This is a genomic window from uncultured Microbulbifer sp. (genome assembly GCF_947489355.1).
Taxonomy (GTDB): domain Bacteria; phylum Pseudomonadota; class Gammaproteobacteria; order Pseudomonadales; family Cellvibrionaceae; genus Microbulbifer.
In genome coordinates, this window is sequence record NZ_CANLDD010000051.1 from 22,400 (window position 1) to 30,890 (window position 8,491).

At 58.0% G+C, this 8,491-nt stretch carries 5 protein-coding genes; 2 read left to right on the forward strand and 3 right to left on the reverse strand.

Annotated elements, in window-relative coordinates; genetic code table 11:
- The first annotated feature begins 21 nt into the window (after positions 1 to 21).
- A complete protein-coding gene (locus Q1A48_RS16830; RefSeq protein WP_299947251.1) occupies positions 22 to 219 on the forward strand; it encodes a hypothetical protein in 198 nt (65 codons plus the stop codon).
- Between the two features lie 286 nt (positions 220 to 505).
- On the opposite strand, the gene Q1A48_RS16835 is transcribed toward Q1A48_RS16830, so the two are convergent.
- Positions 506 to 2,449 carry a M1 family metallopeptidase gene (locus tag Q1A48_RS16835; RefSeq protein ID WP_299947253.1) on the reverse strand — a complete coding sequence of 648 codons (1,944 nt, stop codon included), beginning with the start codon at positions 2,447 to 2,449 and terminating at the stop codon, positions 506 to 508.
- Between the two features lie 304 nt (positions 2,450 to 2,753).
- Between Q1A48_RS16835 and Q1A48_RS16840 the strand changes: the two genes are divergently transcribed.
- Positions 2,754 to 4,415, forward strand: a complete 1,662-nt coding sequence (locus Q1A48_RS16840; protein ID WP_299947255.1) for an alkaline phosphatase D family protein — start codon at positions 2,754 to 2,756, stop codon at positions 4,413 to 4,415.
- A gap of 65 nt (positions 4,416 to 4,480) precedes the next feature.
- Here Q1A48_RS16840 and Q1A48_RS16845 read toward each other — a convergent pair whose 3' ends face one another.
- Both Q1A48_RS16845 and epmB read right to left on the reverse strand, forming a co-directional pair.
- Complete coding sequence (locus Q1A48_RS16845; protein ID WP_299947257.1) at positions 4,481 to 6,568, reverse strand: EAL domain-containing protein; 2,088 nt, start codon at positions 6,566 to 6,568, stop codon at positions 4,481 to 4,483.
- A 471-nt stretch (positions 6,569 to 7,039) separates the two neighbouring features.
- Positions 7,040 to 8,080, reverse strand: coding sequence for an EF-P beta-lysylation protein EpmB (epmB, locus tag Q1A48_RS16850; protein ID WP_299947259.1), 1,041 nt, complete (start codon positions 8,078 to 8,080; stop codon positions 7,040 to 7,042).
- Between the last annotated feature and the right edge of the window lie 411 nt (positions 8,081 to 8,491).

An 8,491-nucleotide genomic window follows, 5' to 3' on the forward strand; every position in this document is an offset into this window, starting at 1 on the left:
CACCCAAAGGAGAATCAGAGCATGGCGTGGGGAAACGGAAGCGAGCGTTGTTCGCTGTTGTCGGAACAGGCATTCGGCGCATCCTGGTTACAGCCAACTAAAAACAGCCCGAGAAAAGCCACCAACAAAAGCCGCCTGTACATGCGTACCTCCTTGCCTGAATGGATATTTATCGAGCGGCAGATTACGCAAAGCGCGTCACTTTTGATAGCAGATTAATGGTTTTCGCGCCAGAAAATTGGCGTGTAAATTATTATTTTGCACCAATTTGCTATACACGCGATTACAGCTGTTTATCACCATTGGAAAAAGACCCAATCGTGGGTATCTTGAACCTCACTCACTGCCCTTACACCGATCCGCTAGCGGCTCTCTAAGGACCAGGCAGTGAAGAAAGAAAAGGGCGAACCGCTCGGGTCAGGCCGGCATCGCGCGTGCCCGGTGGCCGGGCAAAAGGCCGCGGCGGGGGCACCGCCAGGGCCGCGGGCATTGGCACAGAGCGTAATCAATCCGCTTTTTTGCCGTAAATTACCTGGCTGTTCACTTTTACCGACAGCGGATGGTAGCCTGCCTTGGCCTGTTCAAAAATGCGCTCCGCCATATCCTGTTTGCCCGTTTCCACCATTGTGCGGTACAGCGGACGCAGGAACTTGTTGCGCCCGATACTGGTGAGGAAGTGCTCCAGGCGTTCGAACGCCGGTTCGTAGTCATTGCGCACGGCAATCATCAACCAGCTGAAGGCCACTTCGTTGTTGCGGGATTCCGTCAGGTCAAAGACGCCGTCCAGCGCCTTCAACTGCGCATCGGTCAGTTTCTCCGGTATACCGTCGAGAAAGTACTTCCACTGGTGGAAAGTCCAGCCCCTGGTGTCGATATCCTTCGCCGCCAGCTTGCCCTCCAGCCACTGCTGGCGTACCGGGTCCAGTTTGGTGAAGGCATCGGACTGCGGGTGCGGCGCACCTTCGGGAATACCCGGTTCGAAGATCCATTCATGAATACGCGCGCGATCCAGCTTGTCCCCATGCTCTTTGAGCAGGGTCTCGTCGAGGTACTGCACAAAGTCCTCGGTGGTGATGCTTTGGAAGGAGAAGTGGTTGAAGTATTCCATCAGGAAGCGGTCAAACGCCTCGCGGCCCACTTTCTGTTCCAATTCGTACAGAAACAGGGAGCCTTTCTCGTAGGGGATGTTAGAGAAGACCTCATCGGGATCGCGGCCGCGCAGGTCGATGGCCATAATCTCATCGCGGGGCTCTTTATCGGCCAGATCCGCCTGCAGGTCGTCGTAACCCAGGGCCATTTCCATCTGGTAGCGCTCATCACCGTACACAAACTGCATGATGCGGTTGGTGAGATAGGTGGTGAAACCTTCATTCAACCACAGGTCGCGCCAGCTGGCGTTGGTGACCAGGTTGCCAGACCAGGAGTGGGCCAGTTCGTGGGCAATCAGGGCCACCAGGCTCTTGTCGCCGGCGATCACCGTCGGGGTGATAAAGCTCAGGCGCGGGTTTTCCATGCCGCCGAAGGGGAAACTGGGCGGCAGGATCAGCAGGTCGTAGCGATCCCAGTGGTAGGGACCGTAGGCCTTCTCGGTCACTTCCAGCATGGATTCGGTATCGGCAAACTCCGCCGCCGCAGATTCCAGCAGGGCGGGCTCGGCGTAGACACCGGTGCGCGCACCCATGGGCTTGAACTGCAGGTCGCCCACAGCCAGGGCGATCAGGTAGGAGGGTATGCGCTGGGGCATCTCAAACTCGTAGACGCCGTCTTTGGCTGCCTGCGGGTCGTTGTTAGCGCTCATGACCGCACGCAGTGCTTTCGGCGTACGCACTGTGGCGTTGTAGGTGATGCGTACTTTGGGGGAGTCCTGCAGCGGGATAAAGCTGCGCGCGTGGATGGCCTGGGCCTGGGTGAACAGGAACGGATGCTGCTTGCCGGCGGTCTGCTGCGGTTCCAGCCACTGCACCCCGGAAGCGCCCGGCGCTGTGCGGTAGCGGATCGTCACGCTGGTGGCATCTTTGGGCAATTCAATATTCAGCGGGGTGCCCAGGTTGCTGTCCTTCTCGCCCATGGAGAAGGGCACCGGCGCGCCGTTGGCAGTGACGGAAAGCACTTCCAGCTCGCGGGTATCGAGCACCATCGGCGGCTTTTTGCCGTTGAGGCGCTTGAAGTCCAGCCTGGCTTCACCTTCGAGGACCTTGCGGGAAAAATCCACGGTCAAATCCAGATCCAGGTGCTGCACCTGGTAGTCGTTGCTGTTGGCGAAGGAGTGGTAATCCACACCGGATTCCGGCGCCTTGTCAGCAACCCTTTTCTTCTCTATCACAGCGGCCGCTTTTACCGGCGCGCTTGCGCTCTCGGCTTCAGCTTTGGACGGTTCTGTCTTGGAGCACCCAGCAGCTACGGCGAGGCCGCCGACAATCAGGCTGGTGCAAAGTAAGCGGGGCAACATGGATCTACTCCCAGAGGTTCTGTTTTCATTGGGGCACAGGATACCCGAGAGCGCACTCGTGCGATACATTCAGGCCTCTGCAGGGTGTATCTCAAGATTTCCCCCCCGATGGCAACCGCACCCCCCCCTCATCTCCTTACAAAGGCCATCAAATTAGACGAAAGTCTCATTTCCGCTAGTTCTCGACGAAATTTCCGACTAAACACGCTCCTGCGGGACAAGGCTGACCCGCTGTTAACACAGCCTTCACTTTCCCGGCACAGACTGTAGGCCCTTTCATAACAAGCCTATAAAGGAGAACCCCATGTCCCTGTCCCGGAGGCGGTTTCTACAATTTTCCGGCGCCGGCCTCGCAGTACTGCCCCTCTTGAAAGCGTACGGATCCGGTCACCAGCCTTTTCAACACGGCGTTGCCAGTGGCGACCCACTGACGGACCGCGTGATCCTGTGGACCAGAATCAGTCCGTCCAGTGATCCGTTCTTTCAATCCACGGTGCCCTACAGTTGGCAGGTCGCCCTGGACCCGGAGATGCGCCTGCTCGTCAACAGTGGCGGCGGCGTCACCGGCCCGGAAGCGGACTACACCATCAAGGTGGACGCCAGCGGGCTGCAGCCGGGCACCACCTACTACTACCGTTTTTACTCCAACAGCATGGATTCGCCCATTGGCCGCACCCGCACCCTGCCCATTGGCCATCTGGATCGCCTGCGCTTCGCGGTGACCAGTTGCTCCAACTACCCCATGGGCTACTTCAACGTCTATCGGGAAATCGCTCTGCGACCGGATCTGGATGTGGTCCTACACCTGGGTGACTACCTCTACGAGTACGGCCCCGGCGGCTTCGGTACCAATGCCGGGCTGGAGCGCGAGCCGATTCCAGCCAAAGAAATTGTCACTGTACAGGACTACCGCCAGCGCTATGCCCAGTACCGTTCCGACCCCGACCTGCAGGAAGTGCACCGCCAGCATCCGTTTATCTGTGTGTGGGATGACCACGAGACCACCAATAACGCCTGGGCCGGCGGCGCCGAAAATCATAATCCCGAGCGCGGCGAAGGCGACTGGTTTGATCGTCGCTCTGTGGCAAATCGTGTCTATTTTGAGTGGATGCCCATCCGCGACAATGGCATTCTGGATCGCTTTGGTGACAGGGCCATTTACCGCGGATTTCGTTTCGGCAATCTGGTCGACCTGATGATGCTGGATACCCGCATCGCTGCGCGAGACAAACAGGCCAACTGGTTTGACCAGAGCAGTGCCAACGACCCGGCGCGCAGTCTCCTCGGCCAGCGGCAGGAAGAGTGGTTGTACCGCGGCCTGACCCGGTCCCAGTCCGACGGCGTGCGCTGGCGGGTGCTGGGACAGCAAGTGATGATGGCGCAGCTCACCCTGGTCAGGGATTTCTCCATCAATATGGATCAGTGGGACGGCTATACCGCCGCGCGCAGTCGCCTGTTTGACCATATCAGCCAAAACAATATCGAGAACTTTGTCGTACTTACCGGGGATATCCACAGCTCCTGGGCCTGGGATCTGGCCAGCAACCCCTTCAGTATTCTCGAGTACGGCCCCCTCACCGGGCGCGGCGCACTGGGCGGCGAGTTTGTGACCCCCGGAGTGTCCTCCAGCTTCCTCGACAAGTCCCACTTAACGGATGTGGCCGCAATTGCCCTGGACGGACTGATCCCGCACCTGAAGTGGGTGGACGTTACCCAGCGCGGTTACCTATTAATGGATATTTCCCATTCCCGCGCCAAGGCCCACTGGTATCACGTGAACACGGTCAGGAGTAAAAACTACAGCACCACCCTGGCCAGAATGTACAAGCAGAAAGCCGGTTACAACCATATCCAGCGTGCCTGGAGCGAGAGTACAGGTCCCGGCGACGCACCACCTCCAGCACCGGGCTACGGTGCCCTGGCGCAGAACGCCATCGCCGCCCTGCGCACACGCTACAAGGGTTAGGGGAAAACCGCGCAGCCTTGCGGTGAGGCTGCGCGGTTGTCTGCATGGGTGCAGATGCGCTGGCGTCAGTCGAGGTTGAAGTCGAAACGCATCTCCTCCGCCGGGGCCTGTACATAGTAGCCCTGGATATAGTCGGTACCTGTCTGCCACAGGGTGGGCAACATGCTGGCCTGTTCGATATGGGGCACTATTACCTTGGTATCCAGTTCGCCCAGGCGCTGTACCAGCCCGGCCAAGGACGCACTGCTCTCTCCTTCATCCTGTACTTCGCGCACAAACGAGGGATCTATCTTGGCGATATCCACCTTCACATGCTCCAGGGCCTTAAAGGGGTTCAGACCGGTACCAAAGTGACACACCGCCACCCGGCATCCAAGCTGCTGTACCCGGTTGGTAAACTCCCGTGCCGAATGCAGGTTGCTGGTAATGTCCTCCTGGCGCAATTGGAAGACCACCGAGCCCGGCGAAACCCTGGCCGCCTTAAAAGCCACCGCCAGCCACCCCGGCAGGCTGTTGTCCAGTAGAGAGGCCGTGGTGATATGCAGCATCAGCGATACATTTTTGCCCTCCACACGGAATGCAGCCGCCTTGATCGCGGTGAGAATTACCCAGCGGTCCATTTTTGCCGACAGACCCGCATCGCCCAATTCCTGCAGGAAAGCCAATGGCGCCAGCTCCACTTTGTTGTCGAGCATACGCACCAGCACTTCATACATCTGCTCTCCGGTGCCCTGCAGGCTCAGGATAGGCTGGTAAAGCAGCTTCAGGTTACCCACTTCAAGAGCCTGTACCACGCGCGCGCGGTGGTAGGTTTCCACATCGGCACCACTGTCTGTGTTGGGTTCATACAGGGCAAAGCTGCCCTCTCCGCTGTCTGCACCAAGCGCCTGCCGGTGCGCCACCAGTGCCTGTTCCAGTACCTGCTGGGCACCACTGGAAGCCTCGCTCAACAGGGAGATACCAATGGAAACGGTAATCTGCAGTGTTTTGCCCGCAGCATCGAAAATGGTATCTGAAATCTTTTTCAACATCTCCCGTGCACGCTGCTCGGCACTGTCCGGCGTGGTGTCTGGGGTGAGCAGACAGAAACTGTCATCACTATAGCGCGCCAGCGTGTCGCCACTGCGCTGGCAACTGCGCAACAGTTCCGCCATCGCCTTTTGCAAGGCATCGGCGCCGGCCACACCCACAACTTTCTGTACTTCCTCCTCAAAGCGGGTCACCTGGATAAACATCAGGCCACCGGTGCTGCGGGAGTCCGTAGCGGATTGGATAGTAGAATCCAGTAGATGCAGGAAGTGTTGGCGATTAAACAGCCCTGTGAGCGGGTCGCGGTTCTTGATATCGCTGAGTTGGGCCTCCAGGTGTTCGGTATCCGCCCTGCGCGCCGCAATACGCACCTGCAAACAGCGCTCTTCATCATAGGTTGTGCTGAGCACTTCGGCCCGAACCGGCAAGGGACCGCTGCCAGACGCGCTTCTCGCAGTAAATTGCCACTCCCGCGCTTCGACTTCGTTATTGTCAATGGCACAGCGTTTGAGAAATTGCCGCGCCTCTTCTCCTTCATTTTCCGCGAGCATATCGATGATGGGCTGGTACTCCGCATCACCTCCGCTTGCATAGCCAAAGTACTCGGCAAAGGAATCGTTGGCATAGACAATCAAACCATCGGATACATAGGCAAACGCATCCTTGGAACTGTCCAGCAATTCCCGGGTACGCCGCAAAGTGGCATGGTAGCGGCTGTCGTGCAGGCGTGCCCGCCGGCGGTTGTCCAGTGAAAGTAACTCGCGCTGGATAATCAGAAGCAGGTGCTGGTCTTCGTCCACAGTCACCACATCCCGCGCGCCCAGCCTCAACCCTTCCACCACCGGCAAAGAGCCACTGCGTTCGGTCAGGATAATCAGGGGCACATCCTTCTGCAGCTTGCTGATAGTGCGCAGAGCCAAGGCCGGAGGGACCTGGGTGCTGCCCTCCGCCGCAATGATCAGGTCCCAGGTTTTGTCCTGTAGCAACCGGGTAAATACCGCATCGCTGGTGACATGCTGGGCCCGGTTGGGGCGGCCCGCATTGTGCAGCATGCTCACCAGGCGCTGGGCCTCTGATGGGGTGTCGTGTATCAGGAGAAGTCGGATAGTGTCGTTGCTACTCATTATTTACTCTATTTGCCCAAAGCAGTGCACCGCTACTGCAAGCGGTAAGTTTAGGGGGCCACGGTGGTGGCATACAAGAACACATCTGAATGGCAGGCGTGACGCATGTCACACAAATCCCTCTATTGCCAAAAAACGGGCTCCTGCATTTTTAGCAGCCAGCAACACTACCGGCGAGTGGGTGCTATTGGATCAAAAGGGTGTTGCTGTGTCCGGGGCCGGCCGTTGCCCTTGTCGTGCGGATGGTATCAAGCAAGTGATACCAAGCATTCAAGGACAGGACCGCAATAGGCTGTGGCAGACAGACCGGGCCTTTGGGTGAATAATGATTCCGTAGAGACGATGGGCGCACAAAAGTAACTGGGTTGGGCGTGGTGGAAATACCGACAGCCCAAATCATACACCCGCAAATCGGCACTTTCCCTGGGTTCCCCTCCGCTCAGGCAGCGCGGTTTTCTGTTTATTCCCGTATCACTCACCCGCTCTGCCCTCCAGCGGTGATTTGGCGCGAACACCGGGTATTTCCCGTACCAGTTTCGGCATCAGATACCCCGGCAGGCGTTGACGCAGCTGCGCGATAATGGCCAGCGCTGCTTCATCGGAAACCTCAAAATGGGCGGCGCCACTGACTCTGTCCAGCTGGTGCAGGTAGTAGGGCAGTACATCCGCCGCAAACAGGGCTTCACAGAGCTGCTCCTGGGCCTCACAGCTGTCGTTCACACCCCTTAGCAGCACTGCCTGATTGAGCAGGACAACCCCGGCATCTCGCAGTCGCGCCAGTGCTGCACGCACTGCAGCGTCAATCTCATTGGCGTGATTGCAATGCAACACCAGCACCGGTTTCAGGCGCGAAACGGTGAACCAGGACAGCAGGGCATCGGTGATCCGGCTGGGTGTCACTATTGGCAGGCGGCTGTGCACCCGCAGCGTGTTCAGGTGGGGGGTTTGCGCCAGCTCACTGGACAACCAGGCCAGTTGGCGATCACTCAATACCAGAGGGTCGCCACCGCTCAGGATCACTTCGCGCAACTCAGTATGGGCATGGATATATTCCAGCGCCGCCGCCCATTGGTGCCGGCCCAGGTGGTTGTCCCCATAGGGAAAAGCCCGGCGAAAACAGTAGCGGCAATTCACCGCACACTGTCCGGCAGCAATCAGCAGCAGCCGCCCGTGATACTTGTGCACAATGCCCGGCTGGGGATTCACCTGTCCCTCCTGCAGAGGGTCGTCACTAAAACCGGGGGGCGACCGCAGCTCCGCCGCTGTGGGCAGCACCTGCAACAGCAGGGGGTCATGTGGGTCTCCGCGACGCATACGCTGGATAAAGCCACGCGGCACCCGCAGGGGGAATTTCCGGCCAGCACTTAGCGCCTGGGGTAATTGAGCCGGGTCCAGTTGTAAAAGCTGTATTAATTCAGCAGGGTCCGTAACCAGATCCGACAACTCGTCCTGCCAGCGGCGGGATTCACAGGCATCGATAAACCCATTGTCGACAACTGGGAGTTTCATCATAGGGACACACAGTAGAAAAGAGCATTGTAGCAGTTTCGCTGACGGGCTCAGGCGCCTTCAGTCAACCGCGACTTTATAATGCTCTTCACTGCCCCCGATCAGCAGCACTCCAAGACATCCAAAAAAATTCTTTAGCCAGAACTCTATGTCCTAGATCAACACATTTTCAACAAGTTGCAGCAAGGCTTGTTCAGCCATCACAATTTACAGTCAAAAAACCTGCCAATACTCAGGGAGCTTTCAAGGCATAAAAGCAGCTTGAAAACACAGCGAGTGCCGCAGCTCTGGCATTCCCGCACGGTTTAAAATAAATAAAAAAAGCCCTGACCGCGAAGGATCAGGGCTTTGTAATAGAAGCCTGACAATGACCTACTCTCACATGGGGAGACCCCACACTACCATCGGCGATGC